The sequence below is a fragment of the Stenotrophomonas sp. TD3 genome (assembly GCF_001939825.1).
Lineage (GTDB): Bacteria > Pseudomonadota > Gammaproteobacteria > Xanthomonadales > Xanthomonadaceae > Stenotrophomonas.
On sequence record NZ_MOYM01000001.1, the window covers coordinates 2,554,069 to 2,573,446 of the forward strand.

At 68.8% G+C, this 19,378-nt stretch carries 14 protein-coding genes; 10 read left to right on the forward strand and 4 right to left on the reverse strand.

The annotated features are described in order from the left end of the window. The first annotated feature begins 6 nt into the window (after nucleotides 1-6). From BKE09_RS11865 to BKE09_RS11875, 3 genes are all read left to right on the forward strand, one after another. Nucleotides 7-447 carry a hypothetical protein gene (locus BKE09_RS11865; RefSeq protein ID WP_014038922.1) on the forward strand — a complete coding sequence of 147 codons (441 nt, stop codon included), beginning with the start codon at nucleotides 7-9 and terminating at the stop codon, nucleotides 445-447. A gap of 160 nt (nucleotides 448-607) precedes the next feature. Beyond that, nucleotides 608-868 (forward strand): YcgL domain-containing protein, encoded by a 261-nt coding sequence (locus BKE09_RS11870; protein ID WP_014038920.1) that lies wholly within the window; start codon nucleotides 608-610, stop codon nucleotides 866-868. Beyond that, entirely contained in the window at nucleotides 861-4,199 is a 3,339-nt protein-coding gene (locus BKE09_RS11875; protein ID WP_075675863.1) for an ankyrin repeat domain-containing protein, read from the forward strand. Before BKE09_RS11870 ends, BKE09_RS11875 begins: the two co-directional genes overlap by 8 nt. 210 nt (nucleotides 4,200-4,409) lie before the next feature. On the opposite strand, the gene BKE09_RS11880 is transcribed toward BKE09_RS11875, so the two are convergent. Continuing rightward, nucleotides 4,410-6,188, reverse strand: a complete 1,779-nt coding sequence (locus tag BKE09_RS11880; protein ID WP_075675864.1) for a monovalent cation:proton antiporter-2 (CPA2) family protein — start codon at nucleotides 6,186-6,188, stop codon at nucleotides 4,410-4,412. A 341-nt stretch (nucleotides 6,189-6,529) separates the two neighbouring features. Here BKE09_RS11880 and mgtE point away from each other — a divergent pair, with 341 nt between their 5' ends. Together mgtE and BKE09_RS11895 are read left to right on the forward strand one after the other, a co-directional pair. Then, nucleotides 6,530-7,900, forward strand: a complete 1,371-nt coding sequence (gene mgtE, locus BKE09_RS11890) for a magnesium transporter (RefSeq protein WP_014038917.1) — start codon at nucleotides 6,530-6,532, stop codon at nucleotides 7,898-7,900. Nucleotides 7,901-7,984: 84 nt separating this feature from the next. After that, a complete protein-coding gene (locus BKE09_RS11895) occupies nucleotides 7,985-10,711 on the forward strand; it encodes a bifunctional acetate--CoA ligase family protein/GNAT family N-acetyltransferase (protein WP_075675865.1) in 2,727 nt (908 codons plus the stop codon). A 55-nt stretch (nucleotides 10,712-10,766) separates the two neighbouring features. Here BKE09_RS11895 and BKE09_RS11900 read toward each other — a convergent pair whose 3' ends face one another. After that, a complete protein-coding gene (locus BKE09_RS11900; RefSeq protein ID WP_075675866.1) occupies nucleotides 10,767-11,147 on the reverse strand; it encodes a YbjQ family protein in 381 nt (126 codons plus the stop codon). 123 nt (nucleotides 11,148-11,270) lie between these two features. On the opposite strand from BKE09_RS11900, the gene BKE09_RS11905 reads away from it, so the two are divergent. Beyond that, a complete protein-coding gene (locus BKE09_RS11905) occupies nucleotides 11,271-11,978 on the forward strand; it encodes an alpha/beta hydrolase (RefSeq protein ID WP_075675867.1) in 708 nt (235 codons plus the stop codon). A gap of 113 nt (nucleotides 11,979-12,091) precedes the next feature. Here BKE09_RS11905 and dkgB read toward each other — a convergent pair whose 3' ends face one another. Next, on the reverse strand, nucleotides 12,092-12,901 hold the full coding sequence (dkgB, locus tag BKE09_RS11910) for a 2,5-didehydrogluconate reductase DkgB (RefSeq protein WP_075675868.1): 810 nt from the start codon (nucleotides 12,899-12,901) through the stop codon (nucleotides 12,092-12,094). A 324-nt stretch (nucleotides 12,902-13,225) separates the two neighbouring features. Continuing rightward, nucleotides 13,226-15,346, reverse strand: coding sequence for a methyl-accepting chemotaxis protein (locus BKE09_RS11915; RefSeq protein WP_075675869.1), 2,121 nt, complete (start codon nucleotides 15,344-15,346; stop codon nucleotides 13,226-13,228). A gap of 183 nt (nucleotides 15,347-15,529) precedes the next feature. Here BKE09_RS11915 and BKE09_RS11920 point away from each other — a divergent pair, with 183 nt between their 5' ends. The 4 genes from BKE09_RS11920 (at nucleotide 15,530) to BKE09_RS11935 (ending at nucleotide 19,343) form a co-directional block, all read left to right on the forward strand. Next, a complete protein-coding gene (locus BKE09_RS11920; RefSeq protein WP_014038911.1) occupies nucleotides 15,530-15,985 on the forward strand; it encodes an Rrf2 family transcriptional regulator in 456 nt (151 codons plus the stop codon). Further along, nucleotides 15,975-16,880 (forward strand): NAD(P)/FAD-dependent oxidoreductase, encoded by a 906-nt coding sequence (locus tag BKE09_RS11925; RefSeq protein WP_075675870.1) that lies wholly within the window; start codon nucleotides 15,975-15,977, stop codon nucleotides 16,878-16,880. Before BKE09_RS11920 ends, BKE09_RS11925 begins: the two co-directional genes overlap by 11 nt. 175 nt (nucleotides 16,881-17,055) lie before the next feature. Continuing rightward, the gene (locus tag BKE09_RS11930) at nucleotides 17,056-18,726 is read left to right on the forward strand and encodes a SulP family inorganic anion transporter (protein WP_075675871.1); all 1,671 of its coding nucleotides are present in this window, start codon (nucleotides 17,056-17,058) and stop codon (nucleotides 18,724-18,726) included. Beyond that, complete coding sequence (locus BKE09_RS11935) at nucleotides 18,723-19,343, forward strand: ParB-like protein (protein WP_075675872.1); 621 nt, start codon at nucleotides 18,723-18,725, stop codon at nucleotides 19,341-19,343. The genes BKE09_RS11930 and BKE09_RS11935 overlap by 4 nt, the downstream gene beginning before the upstream one ends. Nucleotides 19,344-19,378 lie beyond the last annotated feature (35 nt).

Sequence of the window (19,378 nt, forward strand, 5' to 3'; positions counted from 1 at the left end):
GTTCCGATGCGCCGCACCCTGATGATCGCCACGGCCACCGCGCTGCTGGCCCTGACCTCCACCGCCTCCGCCCGCGATACCCGCGTCGAGCAGTCCCTGCAGGAGCTGGTCAGCTCGCAGGCTGCCAAGGACGCCGGCATCGACGGCAGCGTGCGCTTCTACCTGGCCGGACAGCCGGTGAGCGTGCAGCAGCGCCTGGGCGAAGACGTGACCAACAAGAAGACCAACGCCGCCAACAAGAGCGACGCCGAGGCCTGCCGCTGGGTTGCGCTGTCGGCGCTGCGCGCGCTGCAGGACGGCGCCAGGTCGCGCGGCGCCAACGCGGTGGTCGACATCGTCAGCTATTACAAGAAGAACGAGTTCAAGAGCACGACCAACTACGAGTGCTGGGCCGGCACCTTCGTCGCCGGTGTCGCGCTGAAGGGCACCTACGCCAAGGTCAAGTAAGCGCCCGTGTGGCGGCGGCACTGCCTGAACGCCGCCGCCACATTGCTGAACCTCGCTGGGGAAACGCCGCCGATCGCGCCGCCATCGTCGGCTGACGGCTTTCCCCGGTGTCGGCTTTCCGACACAATCATGGCTCTTCCCGGGTTATCGTCCCGCGGACATGCACGCCTACGTCTATAAAAGCCAACTCAAGCCGGACACCTACGTCTACGTTCCCCGACGCGATGATTTCAGCGCGCTGCCCGCGCCGCTGCTCACCTCGCTGGGAACGCTCACCTTCGTCCTGGAGGTGGCCCTGGATGCCCAGCGCCGCCTGGCCCAGGCCGATCCTGAAAAGGTCCGCAGCGAAATGAGCGAACGCGGGTTCTACCTGCAGGTGCCGCCATCGGTGGCCAGCCTGATGCCGCGACACTATGACTGACATCTCCCGTCCGCGCGCCCTGTCGATCGCCTTCGCCGTGGGTGCCGTGCTGGCGCTGGGCGCCGCCGTGGGGGGTGTGCCGGGTGCCATCCTTGCCGCACTGGCGCAGCCGGCGTTTGCGCTGGGTGTGTCGTGGTGGCGTCGCAGCCGTGCGCTGCTGCCGCTGAAGGTGGTCGCACGCCAGGACCTGCCCGCGCTGCTGGCATTGTGGGCGGCCGCGCCGCTGTTGCTGGCGCTGCTGCTGGCCTGGCCGCTGGCGGCACTGCGTGACAGCGGCAGCCTGGCGGCAGTGCTGGGCCTGAGCGTGCTGGTCAGCGCCGGCCTGCTGGCGGCCTGGCGCACCTGGCCGTTGTGGAACGATGTCGAGCGCCTCGATGGCAGCCTTGCCCAGCACTGGCAGGCGCTGGCCGGGCGCGACCTGACCGCCTGGCGTGGCCTTGGCGTGGCCGCGCTGGTGATCGCGCTGTCCGCACTGGTGGTGCTGCCGGCCTGGCCGGGCCTGTTGCCGGAAAGCGCACGCTGGCCCGCCGCACTGGCGGTCGTGCTGCTGTCGCCGGTGCTGCACCTGCTGCTGCAGCGGGTCGCGCCCGCGCCGCTGGTGTCGCTGCGTCCCAGCCCGTTCGCAGCGGCCAGCAGCGAACAGGAACCGATGTTCCCCGCTGCGGCCGAAACCGCGCCGCTGGAGGCGATGGCGCCGCAGGAACTGACACCTGCGCTGTATGAAGCCGCGCGCCAGGGTCGCATCGACCGCGGCCTGCAGCTGCTGCAGGCCGGTGCCGATCCGTATGCGCTGCCGGACCCGAACTGGCGTGACCAGCGCAGCCTGGCGGTGCTGGCCGCGGTACTGCCGGACCTGCGCCTGCTGCGCGAACTGATTGCCCGCGGCGTCGATGTGAATGCGCCGCACCGGGGCATGACCCCGCTGCTGGCCGCGACCCGCGACAGCTGGCATGGCCGCCCCGAAGCGGTGATGACCCTGCTCGCCAACGGCGCCGATTCGCGCGCCACCGACAGTGATGGCAACACCCCGCTGCACCATGCCGCACGCAGTTCCGACCCGGGCGTGGCCGCGCTGCTGCGCGATGCCGCCGCCGAAGTCGATGCGCTGAACCGCGAGGGCTGGTCGCCGCTGGCGGTGGCCTGCCAGGTCGGCAACTGGCGCCTGGCCCGCTTCCTGCTCGAACGTGGTGCACGCAGCGAACCGGCCGAAGGCACCCCAGTGCTGCTGGCCGCCGCCGCCACCGAGGACGACGATCCGGCCGGTGTGCAGCTGCTGCTCAAGCACAAGGCGCGGGCCGATGCGCGTGATCGCCAGCGCCGCAGTGCGTTGCACGAGGCGGCCCTGGCTGGCCACGTGGAGATCATCGGCGTGCTGCTCGGCGCGGGCGCCAATCTGGAAGCGCGCGATGCGCTGGGTCGTACACCGTGGCTGGAAGCGGCCCGTGCCGGTCGTGCCGCCGTGGTCGAGCACCTGCTGCCGCACAAGCCGGACCTGGTCGCGGTGGACGGCGAAGGCCGCAATGCGGTGCAGCTGGCAGCGATGGCCGAGGATGTCTCGCCGCTGCTGATCAAGCGCCTGGTCGAGCTGGGCATCGCCGCCGATGCGGCTGATCCGGTCGGCCGCCGCGCGGTGGACTACGCCGCTGAAGCCGGTCGCTGGGCGATCGTCGCCCTGCTGGACCCGTCCTATCCGTTGCCGGCCGCCGTCAGTGATGGCCTGGCCGAGCGCGGCGAAGCCGCCAGCGCCAGCGGCCTGCTGCCGGACCGTCCGCCGCTGACCCTGCTGCGCGAAGCACTGGGCTTCGGCAATACCGAGGGCATGGCCGCGCTGGCCAAGCTGTGCCAGCCGGAAGAACTGGGCGGCCTGCTGCTCGATCCGGAGCTGGCACTGGAGCCGCGCGCGGTCGATTGGCTGCTGGGCCACGGTGCGGATCCTTATGTGCGCGACGCCTGCGCCGACACCCCGATGTTCGCGCTGCTGTCGCGCGGCATCGATGCGGTGCCTGCGCTGCAGGTGATGCTGCAGCGTGGCCTGTCGCCGGCCGGCCGCGGCGGCCTGGCGCGTTTCCTCGCTGCCTGCGCGCAGCACGACCAGGCCGCCCGTGGCCTGGAACAGCTGGCGCTGGAACTGCTGGAGCGTGGCGCCGATCCATTCGCCGCCTCGCCGGCGGGTGACCCGCCGTTGTCGCTGGCAGTGCGCCTGGGCTGGCTGCGGCTGCAGCAGGCCCTGCTCAAGGCCGGTGTCGATCGCGAAGCGCGTGACAGCCATGGCATGACCGCATTGCACCTGGCCACCGCATTGGCCCGCGAAGGCGCGCTGAAGCTGCTGGTGCAGCACGGCGCCTCGCCGGAAGCACGTGCCGCCGACGGCCAGACGCCGCTGGGCGTCGCGCTGTCGATCGGTCGCCGTGACCTGGCCGACTGGCTGGATTGGCGGGTGTGGCCGTTGCCGCGCCGTACCCTGCGCGAGGCCGATCTGCCGGCCGCCGCGATGGCCGGTGATGTGGATGCGGTGCGCCGCCTGATCGATCTGGGGTTCGCCGTCGACGCGGTCGATGCACAGGGCTGCACCGCGCTGCTGCGTGCGGCCGGTGGTGGTCACCTGGCGGTGACCGACCTGCTGCTGGCGCGTGGCGCCGATCCGCAGCACGCCGCGGCCAGTGGTGCGACGCCGCTGTCGGCGGCGGTCAGCATGCGCCAGGTGGATATCGTGTCGGCACTGCTCGATGCCGGCGCCAAGCTGGAACACCGCCTGCCGGGTGGGGTGACCGTGCTGATGCTGGCCTCCGCGCTTGGCCTGCCGGACATCGTCGCGCGCCTGCTCACTGCCGGTGCCGATGTGCATGCCGGTGACGCGCAGCAGCTGGGGCCGCTGCACTGTGCCGCGCTGTACGGCTTCAGTGCCCGCGACCGCTCGCGCCTGCTGGCCCTGCTCGACACCCTGCTGCTGGCCGGCGCCGAGCCGGACCAGGCTGCTGCCGGTTCGGTCACGCCGCTGCTGCTGCTGCTGGGCGCACGCGCCGAGCCGGGCACCGCCTGCGACGAGCAGGTGGTGATGGCAGCGGTAGAGCGCCTGCTGGATGAGGACGTCAGCCTGGACGTGCGCGATCCGCGCGGCTTCGGCCCGCTGCATCTGGCCGCGCTGCATGGACTGCCGCTGCTGGTGCAGCGCCTGCTGCGCGCCGGTGCCGATCCGGAAGTGCGCGACAGCCTCAACCGCAGCCCGCGCGAGATCGCAGTGATGCGCGGCTTCATCGACGTGGCCGGCGAGTTCGAACCGCGCGTGCCGGGCGTTTCGTCGATGGCGCGGTTCCTGCGCGACAACGGCTGACAGGCCGGGGTCGGATCCCTTTCCAACGGAAAGGGCTCTGACCCCAACATCGCGCCATCCACGCATGGCGTGGATCTACTGCCGGAATCCGCTGTGGGTAGTGCCGGCCGCTGGCCGGCAACCTCATGAAGCCTCCAGAATCCCGGGATTGCCGGCCAGCGGCCGGCACTACCGCATTCTGTGGTGGGTGCCGACCGTTGGTCGGCACGCCTATTTGCCGTCGCTCTCCGCGTCGGCCTCGAACAGGTGCATCAGGTCGTTGCGTGCATCGCGCGAGGTCTGGATCACCGCGGCCTCGTCGTCGTACACCAGGTACTGGTCGCGCAGCAGTTGTTCGTCATGCTCGCGGAAGCGCTGCACATGGCGTTCGGCCACGTCCGGTGCCACGCCCAGCGCGGTCAGCACGCGGCCGCTCATCTCCAGGCTGGTGCCGAACACTTCGCGGAACGGCTCGGCCGACATGTCCATCAGGCGCCACGCATGCTGGCGGTTGCGTGCACGCGCCAGCACCTTCGCGTCCGGGTACAGCCGGCGCACCATGCGCACGGCGCGCAGGTTGGTCTCCGGGTCATCCACGGTGATCACGAACACGTCGATGTGCTCGCCACCCGCCGCACGCAGCATCTCCGGCCGGGTCGGGTCGCCGTAGTACAACTGGTTGCCGAAGCGGCGCAGGTCGGCCACGGTGTCCGGGTTCGCCTCCAGCGCCACGAATGGCACCTTCTGTGCCGTCAGCAGTCGCGCGATCACCTGGCCGAAGCGGCCCATGCCGGCGATCAGCACCTTGGGCCGGTTGTCCGGCGCTACCTTGTCAGCCTCGGCCGCCTGGCGCGGTGCGGCCTTTTCCTGGCCGAGCAGCCTGAGCAGCGCGATCATCAGCAGCGGCGTGATCGCCATCGACAGGCCAACGATCGCCACCAGCCGGTCATGGTTGGCGTTGCCCAGCAGGTGCGCGCGCTGCGCTTCGTTGAACACCACGAAGGCGAATTCGCCGCCCAGCCACAGCACGCTGCCCAGCAGCAGCGACTGCCGTGAACTGAGCTTTGCAATACGGCCAATCACATACAGCAGGCTGAACTTGACCACCAGCAGGATCGCCACGCCGGCCGCGATCAGCCACGGCTCGGCGGCGATGCGGTCGAGGTCGATGCCCATGCCCACCGCGATGAAGAACAGGCCCAGCAGCAGGCCCTTGAACGGCTCGATCTGCGCTTCCAGCTCGTGCCGGAACTCCGAATCGGACAGCAGCACGCCGGCCAGGAACGCGCCCAGGCTGGGGCTGAGGCCGGCTTCCTGCATGAACCAGGCGGTGCCGAGCACCACCAGCAGGGCGGTGGCGGTGAACACTTCCGGGCTGCGGGTGCGCGCGATGATGCTGAACACCTTGCGCAGCACCGGTCGCCCGCACAGGATCACCAGCGCCAGCGCGCCCAACGCCACCATCGCATCCTCGATGCGCAGGGTCTCGTTCTTCACCCCGCCCAGCAGCGGGATGGCCGCCAGCAAGGGGATCGCGATCAGGTCCTGGAACAGCAGGATGGCAAAGCCCAGCCGGCCATGGTCGCTGTTGATCGCCTTGTGCTCGGACAGCAGCTGCAGGCCGACCGCGGTGGACGACAGTGCCAGTGCCACACCCACCACCAGTGCGCTCTTCCACTGGAAATGGTCGAGCAGCAGCAGGCCGCCCAGCACCAGCCCGGACAGCGCCACCTGCGCCGCACCGGCACCGAACACCGAGCGCCGCATCACCTTCAGGCGTGCCGGCGACAGTTCCAGGCCGATCACGAACAGCAGCATCACCACGCCGATTTCGGCGGCGCCGAGGATGCGGTCGGCGTCCTGCACGAAGCCCAGTCCGTCCGGGCCCAGCACCACGCCGGCCGCCAGGTAGCCCAGCACCGCGCCGAAGCCGAACTTCTTGAACACCGGCACGGCGATGACCGCCGCCAGCAGCAGCACCAGGGCCAGTTCCAGACCACCGCTATGCATGGGAATACCTGGTCATCGGGGGAGCCCGCTGTGCGTCCGTTCGGGTGGGGGAGGGCGTGGCGAGCGCCACCACGACATTATGCGCGCCGGTCTGTGTACGCACGAGAACAACCGGTCGGGCGTCGGTGCGGGGCGGCCGGGTTGACCTGCATGGCCCACGGGTCCAGACTGCCCGCCGCTGGCGGCGCGTCCGTCGGCATACGCATCCCGGAGTCCCCAACCCATGTCCAGCGACAGTAGAAGTCGACCTCGTTCGACGCCAGCGATGGCCACCGCCTGACATCGGGACGGTTTGCCTGCGTTGGCGTTGCGCGAGGTCGCACCCCCACAAGGCAAAACCGATGAACCAGAAGCAATTGCTGCGCCCGGTGGCCGATGCCGCCGCACTGGCCGCACCGCTGGCGAACTACAACACCGCCGACGCGGTGGAATTCCTCAACACGCTGGAACTGACCCGCGCCGCGGAAACGCTGGCTGCGCTGCCGTTGCCGCGTGCAGTGAAGATGCTCGAAGCACCGGAGCTGCACCGCAGCGGTGAACTGGTGGCCGCGCTGCCACCAGCGCGGGCTGCGGCTCTGCTGGGTCTGATGGCCGACGACCGCGCCACCGACATCGTCCACGAGCTGGACGAAGAAGAGCGCGCGCGGCTGATTCCACTGCTGGGCACCGACGCCCGCCAGGCCATCCAGAAGCTGCTCAGCTACCCGCCGAACACGGCCGGTGCGCTGATGACCACCGAGTACGTGGCGGTGCCTGCCAGCTGGACCGTGGCGCAGACCCTGCAGCACATCCGCCAGGTCGAGCGCACCCGCGAGACGGTGTACGCGATCTACGTGCTGGAACCGGCCAGCCAGCAGCTGCAGCAGGTGGTGACCATGCGCCGGCTGATCACCGGCCTGCCCGAGGAATCGATCCTGGACGTGGCCCAGGTCAATCCGCCGGTGACGGTGGATGCGCTGATGGACCAGGAAGAGGTGGCGCGGCTGATCCGCCGCCACGACCTGCTGGCGATCCCGGTGGTCGACGCGCAGCAGCAGATGCTCGGCATCGTCACCGTGGACGACGTGCTCGATGCGCTGATCGAGGAATCCACCGAGGACGCGCACAAGTTCGGTGGCATGGAGGCACTGGACAAGCCGTACATGCAGATCGGCTTCTTCGAGATGCTGCGCAAGCGCGCCGGCTGGCTGAGCGTGCTGTTCCTGGGTGAGATGCTGACCGCCAGCGCGATGCAGCACTACGAAGACGAACTGGCACGCGCGGTGGTGCTGACCCTGTTCATCCCACTGATCATGAGCTCGGGTGGCAACTCCGGCTCGCAGGCCACCTCGCTGCTGATCCGCAGCCTGGCGCTGCGCGAACTGCGCCTGCGCGACTGGTGGAAAGTGGCCCTGCGCGAGATCCCGACCGGCATGGTGCTGGGCGCCATCCTTGGCTGCCTGGCCATCGTGCGCATCGTCATCTGGCAGCTGGGCGGCCTGCACGACTACGGCGAACACTGGATCCTGCTGGCGATCACCATCGGCGCCGCGCTGGTCGGCATCGTCACCTTCGGTTCGCTGTCCGGCTCGATGCTGCCCTTCATTCTGAAGCGGCTCGGCTTCGACCCGGCCAGCGCCTCGGCCCCGTTCGTGGCCACCCTGGTGGACGTGACCGGCCTGGTGATCTACTTCAGCATCGCCGCGATGATCTTGCACGGCACGCTGCTGTAACAAAAAAGGGGACGGAGGGGATCAAGTCGTTTGTGCACAAACGACTTGATCCCCTCCGTCCCCTTTTTTGGGTACCGTAGGCGCATGAGTACCTACCACCTGCAGTCCGTGTTCCGTCCGCAGTCGGTCGCGGTGATCGGCGGCAGCCCGCGCGAGCGCTCGGCCGGGCGCGCGGTGATGCGCAACCTGCGCGGCACCGGCTTCCCCGGCAAGGTGGCGTGGATCAATCCGCGGCATGCCGAGATCGATGGCATCCGCACGGTCAAGCGGCTGAAGGACCTGGACTGGGTGCCCGACCTGGTGGTGATCACCGCACCGGCGGCGATCGTGCCGCAGGTGGTGCGCACTGCCGCCGAACGTGGCGTGCAGGCGGCGATCATCCTCACCGCGCACCTGGGCGAAGGCCCGGGTTCGCCGTCGGCACAGGTGGAAGCGGTGGCCCGCAAGCATGGCCTGCGCATCCTCGGCCCGCACTGCCTGGGCGTGATCGCACCGCATGCACGGCTCAACGCGAGCATCGCCGCGCACTTCCCGCAGGCCGGTGACCTCGCGCTGATCTCCGAATCCTCGGCCATTGCCGCTGCGCTGGTGGAATGGGGCGTGGCGCGCTCGGTTGGCTTCTCCGCCGTGGTCTCGCTGGGCGACACCATGGATGTCGACTTCGGCGACCTGCTCGACTACTTCGCCACCGACTATCGCACCCGCGCCATCCTGCTCTACGTCGAGCAGATCAAGGACGCGCGCAAGTTCATGTCGGCCGCGCGTGCCGCCGCCCGCGCCAAGCCGGTGGTGGTGGTGAAGTCCGGCCGCGCCGAGCGCGTGCAGCCGGGCAGCCGCGATACCCATGTGCAGGCCCTGGCCCGTGCAGATGATGTGTACGGTGCGGCCTTCAACCGCGCTGGCCTGCTGCGCGTGGGAGCGCTGGACGAACTGTTCACTGCCGCCGAGTCGCTGGGGCGGCTGGGCACCTTCCCCGGTCGGCGCCTGGCCATTCTCAGCAATGGCGGCGGCGTTGGTCGACTCGCCGTGGACCAGCTGATCGCATTGCGTGGCACGCTGGCCAACCTGTCCGACAGCACGGTCGAGAAGCTCGATGCGGTGCTGCCGCAGGGCTGGTCGCGCAGCAATCCGGTCGACATCGTGGTCGACGCCGATGGTGACCGCTATGCCGCGGCCATCGAAGCGCTGCTGGCCGACAACGAGAACGACGCGGTGATGGTGGTCAACGTGCCGACCGCGTTCACCTCATCGGCGGACGCCGCGCAGGCGCTCACCCGCACGCTCGGGCTGCGCCCGCGCCATCATCGCGACAAGCCGGTGTTCGCGGTGTGGCTGGGCAACGATGACCAGGCTACCGCCACGCTCAACGCGGCACGCGTGCCGACCTACCCGACCGAGGCCGAAGCCGTCCGTGGCTTCCAGCACCTGGTGCGTTATCGCGAAGCGCAGAACGCCTTGATGGAAACGCCGCCCAGCCTGCCGCAGGACTTCAGCGTCGACACGGCCGCCGCGCGCACGCTGGTCGATGCCGCACTGGCCAACGGCCAGCAGTGGCTGGACCCGCTGGCCACGCATGAACTGCTCAAGGCCTATGGCATTCCCTCCGCGCCGGTGATGCACGCGCGTGATGCGCACGAGGCGATGGACCTGGCGCAGCCGCTGCTGGAGCGCGGTGCCACGGTCGCACTGAAGATCCTCTCGCCGGATATTCCGCACAAGTCGGAAGTGGATGGCGTGCGCCTGAACCTGTCCACGCTGCCGGCGGTGCAGAGCGCGGCCAACGCGATCCTGTCGCGTGCACGCCAGCTGCGGCCGGATGCACGCATCGATGGCCTGCTGGTACAGCCGACCATCGTCCGCCCGAAGGCGCGTGAGCTGATTGTCGGCATCGCCGATGACGCGACGTTCGGTCCGGTGATCGTGGTCGGTCGCGGCGGCACTGCCGTCGAAGTGATCAACGACAAGGCACTGGCGCTGCCGCCGCTGGACCTGCGCCTGGCCCACGAGCTGATCGGCCAGACCCGCGCCTCGCGCATCCTCAAGGCTTACGGCGACGTGCCGGCGGCTGACGAGCGCGCACTGGCACTGGCGCTGGTCAAGCTGGCACAGCTGGCCGCCGACATTCCCGAAGTGCGCACGCTGGACATCAATCCGCTGCTGGTCGATGGCAAGGGCATCCTCGCTCTCGACGCCCGCGTGGCGGTGGCGCCGTCGCGCATCCTGCACAAGGGCCGCGGCCATCCGCGTTTCTCGGTGTTCCCATACCCGAAGGAGTGGGAGCGCACCATTGAACTGTCCGATGGCGGCCGTGCCTTCGTACGCCCGGTGCGGCCGGAGGACGACGCACTGTTCCGCGCGTTCTTCGCTCGTGTCAGCGACGAGGACCTGCGCCTGCGCTTCTTCCAGTCGGTGAAGCACTTCAGCCACGAGTTCATCGCGCGCCTGACCCAGCTCGACTACGCACGCTCGATCGCGTTGGTGGCGATCGAACCGCGCAGCGGCGAAATGCTGGGCGCGGTGCGCCTGCACGCCGATGCCGATTACCACCGTGGCGAGTACGGCATCCTGATCCGCTCGGACCTGAAGGGCCACGGCATCGGCTGGCGGTTGATGGCGATCATGATCGAGTACGCCAAGTGGCTGGGCCTGGACGTGGTCGAAGGCCAGGTACTGCGCGAGAACAGCACCATGCTGGCGATGTGCCAGAGCCTGGGCTTCAAGACGAAGCTGGACCCGGACGACCCGACGGTGATGATGGTGACCCTGCCGGTGCAGCAGGTCGAGGTGCCCGACGTCCCGCCGGTGGCGTGATTCCTGTAGAGCCGAGCCTACGCTCGGCTGCTCCTGCGTGCGCTTGGCGCCTGCGTCATCGCAACGGCTCCACCACCACCGCCGTGCCATAGCACAGCACTTCGGTCAGACCGGTCATCACATCGGTGGCGTCGTAGCGCATGCCGATGATCGCGTTGGCACCCAGCTGCCGCGCGTGCTTGACCATGTCGCGGTAGGTCTCCTCGCGGGCTTGTTCGCACAGCTCGGTGTAGATGGTGATGTTGCCACCGAAGAGCGTCTGGATGCCGCCCAGGAAGTTGCCGACGATCGAACGCGAGCGCACGGTGATGCCACGCACCACGCCGAGGTTGCGTACGACGCGATGGCCGGGCAGTTCGAAGGCGGTGGTGACCAGCGCATCGTCGAAGCGCAGTGCCGGCGGGGAAGGGGTGCCGCTGTTGTAGGGGTCTGCCATGGTCGCGTCCGTGTCGCTGCCTTCTGTAGAGTCGAGCCATGCTCGACTGGCTGTGCTCGACTCTACAACGCAATCGCCCGTTGCGGCATGGTTCCGTCACCGTGCTGGCGCGACAATAGCCCCATGACCGACCGTATCCCCCTGTTGCTGCTGCCCGGCCTGCTCAACGATGCCGAGCTGTGGCGCGCGCAGCTGGCCGACCTGGCCGATATCGCCGACTGCACCGTGGGCGACCAGACCCGTGGCGAGACCCTGCAGGCGGTGGCCGAGGACGTGCTGGCGCAGGCACCGGAGCGCTTTGCGCTGGCCGGGTTCTCGCTGGGTGGCTTCGTGGCCCAGCAGATCCTGCGCATCGCGCCGGAGCGGGTGCTGCAGCTGGCGATGATCGACACCTCGATCCACGCCGACTCACCCGAGCGGGCCGACCAGCGCCGCAGCCAACGTGCCAGCGTACGCCTGCCGGGAAAATTCCACGGCTTCGGTGACGTGCTGATGCGCAGCTACATCGATGCTTCGCGGCTGGACGACTACGTGCTGGTGCAGCGCGTGCGCGACATGACCGCCCGCCTGGGCGCGGACGTGTTCCTGCGCCAGAGCGCGCTGGAGCGCCGCGATGGCCATGATGTGCTGGCCGATTACCGCGATCCGCTGCTGATCGTGTGCGGCGCGAACGATCGCATCACGCCGCTGGCGGTGAGCGAGGAAATGCACGCGATGGTGCCGCACTCGCAGCTGGTGGTGGTGCCCGACTGCGGGCACCTGGCGCCGATGGAGAAGCCGGACGAGGTCAGTGCGGCGATGCGTGGGTGGTTGCTGCAAGGCGAGGGATAGCTCTGCCTTTGGTAGGTGCCGACCTTGGTCGGCACGATGTGCCATCGACCGACCAGAGGCCAACGCCGACCAAGGTCAGCGCCGACCAGGGCAGGTGCACGCCGTCGCTGGAATCAATCCCAGGCCGGGGCAATCCCTTCCGGGTTGGCCAGGCGATGGCCGCGATCGAGCTTGGCGATCTGTGCCATGTCTTCGTCGGTCAGGCGGATCGCTGCCGCTTCCAGGTTGCTCGACAGGTTCTCGCGCTTGGTCGACGACGGGATCACCGAGAAGCCCTGTTGCAGCGCCCAGGCCAGTGCGATCTGCGCCGGCGTGGCCTGGTGGCGGCCGGCAATGGTCTGGATCACCGGGTCCTTGATCACCTCGCCATAGGCCAGGCTCATGTAGGCGGTGACGTGGATGCCGTTGTCCTGCAGGAACTTCACCAGCAGGCGGTTCTGCAGGTAAGGGTGGACTTCGATCTGGTTGGTGGCGATGGCATCGGCACCGAGGATGCCGATCGCCTTGCGGGTCTGCGCGATGGTGAAGTTCGAGATGCCGATCTCACGGGTCAGGCCCTGCGCCTTGGCTTCGGCCAGTGCGGTCAGGTACTCCTCCATCGGCACGTCGACCTTGTCGTTCGGCGAGGGCCAGTGGATCAGCGCCAGGTCCACCTGGTCGGTGCGGAGCTTTTCCAGGCTGGTGCGCAGGCTGGCCAGCAGCGCATCGCGCTTGAACGCGGTGATCCAGACCTTGGTGGTCAGGTAGATCTCATCGCGTGGCACGCCGGAATCAGCAATGGCCTGGCCGACTTCGGCTTCGTTGCCGTAGATCTGCGCGGTATCGATGGCGCGGTAGCCGACCGCCAGCGCGTTGCGCACGGAGTCGATCACGGTCTGGTCTTTCAGGCGGAAGGTGCCGAGACCGAAGGCGGGGACAGTCATGGGGGGCTCCAGCAGAGGGGGGAGGGAGGCGGGAATATCCGGCAAAGGGTAGGCCAGTGACCGCGTGCATGCCGGCAACGGTGCATTGCATCACCGTGTACGACCGCCAGGCCGCTGCGGGTCCCTGTGGGTGCGGACCGCCCTGTGGGTGCGGACCGTTGGTCCGCACGGATTCCTGCCATCGCCCGACCAACGGTCGGGCGCTACCCATGCAGCGTTGGACGCTGCCGGCCAGCGACCCGCACGACCCCTGTGGTGGGTGCGGACCGTTGGTCCGCACGGATTCCGACGGTAGTGCCGGCCGCTGGCCGGCAACCGCATCAATCAGGCCGCGCGTGCCAGCCCGCCCTTCACTGCCGCCGTGGTCGACAGATCGAACACGTCCACCGCATCGATCAACCGGTTCGCCTGCTGCTCCAGGCTGCGCGCGGCGGCGCTGGCCTCTTCCACCAGCGCGGCGTTCTGCTGGGTGGTGCCGTCCATCTGGATCACGGTCTGGCTGACCTGTTCGATGCCCGCGCTCTGTTCCTGCGAGGCCGCGGAGATCTCGGCCATGATGTCGGTCACGCGCTGCACCGATGCAACGATCTCGGCCATGGTGTCGCCGGCCTCGCGCACGCGCTGCGCGCCATGGCCGACCTGTTCCACCGAGGCTTCGATCAGTGACTTGATCTCCTTCGCGGCCGCCGCCGAGCGCTGCGCCAGTGTGCGCACTTCGCTGGCGACCACCGCGAAGCCGCGGCCCTGTTCACCGGCGCGCGCTGCTTCCACTGCCGCGTTCAGGGCCAGGATGTTGGTCTGGAAGGCAATGCCATCGATCACGCTGATGATGTCGGCGATCTGCCGCGACGAGGTCTCGATCGCACCCATCGTTGCCACCACCTGGCCGACCACGCTGCCGCCGTGGGAGGCGACCGTGTGCGCGCCGATCGCCAGCTGGTTGGCCTGGCGCGCATGTTCGGCGTTCTGGCGCACGGTGGAGGTCAGTTCCTCCATCGACGCCGCTGTCTCTTCCAGGTTGGCGGCCTGCTGTTCGGTGCGGCGCGACAGGTCATTGTTGCCGGCGGCGATCTCCGCCGCAGCGGTGTGGATGTTGCCGGAGGCGTGCTTGATGTCGGTGACGATGGTCGCCAGCTGCGCGGCGGTGGTATTGGCATCGCCGGCGATACGCGCGAACACGCCCTGGAAATCCCCGTGCATGCGCGCGCCGAGGCGTCCATCGGCGATCGCGCGCAGCATGCTGGAGACCTCGCCCAGGTTCAGCTCTGTGGTCTGCATCAGGCGGTTCAGGCCCTCGACCATCGCGCGGAAATCATGCTCGAAGCGAGCACTGTCACCACGCTGGCTGAAGTCACCGGCGGCCGCCGCTTCGGCCAGGCGGCGGATCTCGCCGTTGATCGCGCCGAGGTTGTGCTTGACCGCATCCAGCGCTTCGGTGATCACGGCCTTCTCGCCGGGCAGGCGCTCCATGTCCTGGCTGAGGTCGCCGACGGCGTAGCGGCCCATGATCGAGATCGCGCGCATCTTGACCTGGATGTGCGCATCGACCAGCGTGTTGCAGTCGGCCACCATGGTGCCGAACGCGCCGGGGAAGGCTGCGGCGTCCATGCGATGGCTGATGGTGCCGGCTTCGTGCGCCTGCGCCATCGCGGTCTGTGCATCCAGCACGCCGCGCAGCGTGGACTGCACCGCCTGCATGGCCTGCGCGAGGCGTCCGATCTCGTCGCGGCTGCGCACCTGCACCACGTGCTGCAGGTCGCCGGCGGCCACCGCGCGCGCCGCCGCTTCCACTGCCAGCACCGGTTGCACCACCGCACGCCGCAGCCACCAGGCCAGGCCTATCAGCAGCAGTACGGCGGCCAGCACGGTCAGCGCCGCGCACAGCAGCAGGGTCTGCCGCGCCTGCTGCGAGCGTGCCGCCAGCGCCGCTTCGGCCACCTGCGTGGCGTGCGTGCTCAGGGCGTCCAGTGCCGCCGCCACCGGACGATCCTTGCCGCGCACGAGGGTGTCGCCGGCGGCGGGATCGTAGCTGGCCTCGGCAAAGGCCTGCAGCGCCGCGTGATAGTCCTGCTGCAACTGTGCGTGCAGGCCGATGAACGCCTGTGCCAGTTCACGCGTGCGCGCGTCCGGGCTGGTCACCAGGCCCTTGGCCAGTTGCTCGACCAGACGGCCTTCGCTGTCGAAGGCCTCCAGGTGGCGCTGACGCAACGCGTCGTCGTGGCCGCGCAGCAGCACGTTCTTCCATTCCTGCACCTGGCCGCGGAATTCACGCTGCAGGCGTTCGGCATCGCGGCTGTGCGCGACTTCGGGCGGAACCTCGGTGGACAACTTCAACCAGGCGGAGGCCAGGCCCGCCAGAGCGCACAGCAGGACCACGGCCAGACCAACAGAAACCGCGCCGAGCAGCTTGGACTGCAGGCGCGGAGCACGGACAGACGCATTCATGGGGAAGAACTCTCGGGAAGGGGCACTGCGGTATCGACCCGCCGCGCACACACTGAAGTGCGACGTGCATCACATTCGCGTTTCGTTTAGCGATGTGAAGAAACTATTTCATAGGACAAATGTGTCCATATGGAACGAATGCGGACCCTCGACAGGAGAATTAAATGTAACTATTGTTGTTACATGAAATCCGCGAACCCCCTCTCCGATGCCCTGCACGTGATGGCGCACCTGGTCGGCCAATCCGCCCCACGCACCTCCGAGCAGCTGGCATCGTGCCTGCCGACCCACCCGGTGGTGATCCGCCGCCTGCTGGCGCAGCTGCACAAGGCCGGCCTGGTGCACAGTGCCCGCGGCCATGGGGGCGGTAGCCAGCTGGCCCGCGACGCCGCAGCCATCACCCTGCATGACATCTACCTGGCGGTGGGCGCACCGCCGCTGGTGCAGGTCGGTACCCGCGATACGGGCGGCGGCTGCCCGATCCAGCAGCTGGTCAACAGTGCCTTGCTGGAGGGCGCACGCGAGGCGCAGCGGCTGCTCGAACAGCGCCTGCAGGCGACCACGCTGGACCAGCTCGGCGCCGATTTCGCCCGCCATCTCGCCCATCATCGTTCCCTGGAAGGTCATCATGAATCCTGATGTGCTCATCGTCGGCGGCAGCTATGCCGGTATCGCCGCCGGCCTGATCCTGGCCCGTGCCCGTCGCCCGGTCACCGTGATCGACGCCGGTTCGCCGCGCAACCGCTTCGCCAGCCATTCGCACGGGGTGCTGGGGCTCGATGGCATCAGCGGCGCCGAGCTGCTGAAATCCGCGCGCCAGCAACTGCTGGACTACCCCAGCGTGCGCTGGGTGCATGCCGAGGCCGTGCAGGCCACCGCCAGCGCCGGTGGCGTGGAAGTGCGTACCGCCGATGGCCAGGTGCTGGCCGCGCGCAAGCTGCTGCTGGCCAGCGGCATCGCCGACCAGCTGCCGGAACTGCCCGGACTGGCCGAACGCTGGGGCAGCACCGTGCTGCACTGCCCCTACTGCCACGGTTATGAAGTGGGTGGTGGCGCAATCGGCCTGCTTGGGGGCCATCCGATGTCGGCCAGCAAGGCACCGCTGTTCGCTGACTGGGGCAATGTCACCTTCTTCAGCCAGGGCCTGCCGATCACCGACGAGGAGCAGGCGGCCATGCAGCAGCGCGGCGTGCAGATCGAGACCTCACCGGTGCTGGGGGTGCAGGGCGACCAGCCGACCTGGCTGGAAGTAGAGCTGGCCGATGGCCGCCGCATCGCCCAGCGTGCGCTGTTCGTGCCGGCCACCCAGGCGATGGCCACGCCGCTGGTGCAGCAGCTCGGCTGCACGCTGGCCGAGAGCCCGTTGGGCGTGCTGATCGAGGTCGATGCGATGAAGCAGACCTCGGTGCCGAACGTGTATGCCGCAGGCGATGCGACCACGGTCGGCAATATCACCCTGGCTACCGCCGAAGGCGTGCGCGCGGGGATCGGCATGCACCATGCGCTGGTGGGCGAAGACAGCGTGCCACGCTGATCGGGCTTGTTCTGGTAGATGCCGATCTTGGTCGGCGCCGGGGTCGGACCCCCTTCGTAGAAGGGGCTCTGACCCCGATGGGACCGCATCCACGCATGGCGTGGATCTACTGACACGGCATCCACTTCCCCACGCCGATAGTGGACGCAACGCACCCACGCAGCCCGGACCCGGCATGGACGAAGCGAACCGCCTCAGATCGCTCTTCGCACCGCTGCAGGGTCTGCGTGGCTGGCGACCGGCACAGGCCACGCGTGATGCCATCGCCGGCGTGACCCTGGCGGCGATCACCCTGCCCGAACAGATGGCGACGGCGCGGTTGGGCGGCTTCGAACCGCAGGTCGGCTTCTACGCCTTCGTCGGCGCCACGCTCGGCTTCGTGCTGCTGGGCCGCAACCGTCGGCTGACGGTCGGTGCGGATTCCACCATCACGCCGATCTTCGCGCTCACCCTGGCTGGACTGGCCGCGCAGCAGGCCAGCGCACTGGCCGGAAGTGCCGTGCTGCTGGCGCTGCTGGTCGGCGTGTTCCTGGCACTGGCGGCACTGCTGCGGATTGGCGTGGTCGCCGCGCTGCTGTCGGTACCGGTGGTGACCGGCTTTCTGGGCGGCATCGCCGTGCATATCGCGGCCTCACAGTTGCCGGTGGCACTGGGCGTCAGCCTGCCGTCGAGCGAGCTGCCCGAACGCCTGTACGCGCTGCTGCAGGCACTGCCGCATGCGCAGCTGCTGCCGGCCCTGATCAGCTTCGGCGTGCTGCTGGCGATGGCGCTGTGCGACCGCATCAATCCGCGCATTCCCGGCGCGCTGATCGCGGTGGCCATCGCCACGCTGCTGGTTGCCTGGCTCGGTGCCGAACGGCTGGGTGTGGCGACGCTCGGCGCGGTGTCACCGTATCCTCCGGCCTGGCAGCTGCCCGCGCTGGCGACGCTCACCACGCTGGTGCCGCTGGCGCTGCTGCTGGCCCTGGTGATCATCATGCAGGTGGCCGCCGTCGACCGCGCGTTTCCGGGCGAGGAAGAGCCTGACGTCAACAAGGATTTCCTCGGTGTTGGTGCCGGCAACCTGCTGTCGGCTGCGTTCGGGGCGTTCCCGGTCAATGCCAGCCCGCCGCGCACCGCGGTGGTGGTGGAAGCCGGCGCGACATCGCAGCTGGGCGCACTGATCGCGGCGGCCCTGGTGATGCTGCTGGCGTTCTGCGGTGGCAGCGTGCTCGGTGCCATTCCCGATGCAGCGCTGGCCGGCGTGCTGCTGTTCGTAGCGGTACGCCTGTTCCGCCTGCGCGTGCTGATCGACATCGCCCGCCGTGCACGCGGCGAAGCACTGCTGGCGGTGCTGACCTTCCTGGCGGTGGTCTGCCTGCCGATCCAGTCGGGCATTGCGATGGGTGTGGGCCTGGCCCTGCTGCATGGCGTGTGGATGATCGCGCACAGTCCGATGCTGACACTGACCCGCCTGCCGGGCAGCACGGTCTGGTGGCCGGGCAGCCGTGGCGAGACCGAGCCGGGTGTAACCGTGCTGGCGTTCCAGGCACCGCTGCTGTTCGCCAACGCCGACAGCTTCAAGCGGCAGCTGCTGGCCAGCATCGATGCGACACCGGCGCCGGGATTGATCGTGCTGGAAGGCAGCGCGATCGTCGAGATCGACTACAGCGCTGCGCAGACCCTGCGCGAGGTGATCAGCCTATGCCAGCAGCAGGGGATCGCGTTCGTCATCGCGCGGTTGGGCTCGGTACGCGCGATGCAGGCGCTGGAGCGCTTCGGCATCGCCGCGTTGCTGGGGCCGGACGGAACCACCCACAGCGTGCAACAGGCCGTTGACCACTACCGCACACGAGGTACGCCATGACCCGCATTCCCGAACCGCGGCTTTCGCCGGTTGCCATCCTCGAGCTGCGGCCGACGCAGATGAGCGTGGGCCTGCTGGAAGTGCAGCGCAAGCGCGCGCAATGGAAGCACCTGCCGAAGGAAGGTGAGGAGCGCTACCTCGGGCGGCACATGGTGCCGGTGGTGGCGGGACCCTCGAACCGGCTGTACCTGATCGACCACCACCATCTGGCGCTGGCCCTGCACGAGGAGGGCATCGAACACGTGCTGACCGTGGTGCAGGCGGATCTGTCACACCTGCCGAGAAAGCTGTTCTGGACGGTGATGGAACGCTATTGCTGGGCGCATCCATTCGATGCCGAGGGCGTGCGGCAGCCGCCGTCGGCGATGCCGAAATCGTTGCTGGACCTGGCTGATGACCCGCATCGCTCGTTGGCCGGCGAGGTCCGCCGCCGGGGCGGCTACGCCAAATCGGTGCAGCCGTTCGCCGAGTTCCTGTGGGCTGACCATTTCCGCCAGCGCATGACCCGCAAGCTGATCCGCCGCGATTTCCAGCAGGCGGTAACCACCGCCACCGAACACGCACGGCACGCCGACGCGCGCTATCTGCCGGGTTGGTGTGGGATCGAGCACGATTGAGGCGCGGTGGGTGCCGGCCTTGGCCGGCACCACTC